Origin of the sequence: Saccharothrix sp. ST-888, from assembly GCF_000955975.1 — a bacterium.
Lineage (GTDB): Bacteria > Actinomycetota > Actinomycetes > Streptomycetales > Streptomycetaceae > Kitasatospora.
In genome coordinates this window covers 1-246 of sequence record NZ_JYJF01001125.1, presented here as the reverse complement: position 1 = coordinate 246, position 246 = coordinate 1, and the positions used below count along the sequence as shown (strand labels likewise).

At 76.8% G+C, this 246-nt stretch carries 1 protein-coding gene; it reads left to right on the top strand.

Going from position 1 to position 246, the window contains the following annotated elements; translation table 11 throughout:
• On the top strand, positions 1 to 246 hold a 246-nt coding region (locus UK12_RS42840; RefSeq protein ID WP_045307427.1), incomplete at both ends, for a hypothetical protein.

Below are 246 nucleotides of genomic sequence, written 5' to 3'. Positions count from 1 at the left end.
GGGAGCGGCGCCGAGGTCCGACGGATCACCGTCGACACCACGGCGTGCGACCGTGACACCCTCGCGGGCGAGCTGCGTGCCGCGTACGCGGGGACGGCGCACCTGGCCGGGGTGCTGTCGCTGCTGGCCCTGGACGAGCAGGTGCAACCGGTGCACCCGGCCCTCTCCGCCGGGCTCGCCGCGACCGCGCTGCTCACCCAGGCCCTGGGCGACGCCGCGATCGACGCACCGCTGTGGTGCGCGACG